1 protein-coding gene is annotated in these 524 nt (G+C 67.4%); it reads right to left on the minus strand.

All coding sequences use genetic code 11. From position 1 onward, the window contains the following. Window positions 1-524 (minus strand): thiol:disulfide interchange protein DsbA/DsbL (locus FUT87_RS24355; protein ID WP_147242661.1); only part of this gene is annotated, 524 nt, incomplete at both ends.

Genomic DNA, 524 nt, shown 5'->3' on the forward strand with positions numbered 1-524 from the left:
TCCTCGCTGACGCGCAGGCCGAAACCGGCCATCGCCGGCGAGGTCAGGAAGCGCCCGCCGATCGCGACAGTGGGCACGCCGTCGATGTTGTACTGGTCCTGCAGCTTCGTCGCCTGCTGCACGCGGGTCTGCACGGTGAAGGAGTTGTAGGTCTCCTTGAACTTGGCCGGGTCCACGCCCAGCGGCGCCAGGAACTTGGCCATCGCGTCCACGTCGGTCAGGCTCTGGCCGCCGCGATGGATGGCGTTGAAGATGGCCGGGCGCACCTGCGCCTCCTTGCCCATCGCCTCCAGCGTCACGAACATCTGCTGGTGGATCTTCACGTTCGCGCGGAAGGCCACGTGGACCTTGCGGTAGACGACATCGGCGGGCAGCTGCTTGGCCCAGGCCTCGATCGTCGGTTCGAAGACGTAGCAGTGCGGGCAGCCGTACCAGAAGAACTCGATCACCTCGATCTTGCCGGGCGTCGAGCCGGGCACCGGCTTGGCCAGGCGCTGGTACTGGCGGCCTTCGATCGGGCCGCC

Source organism: Mitsuaria sp. TWR114 (assembly GCF_007997345.1).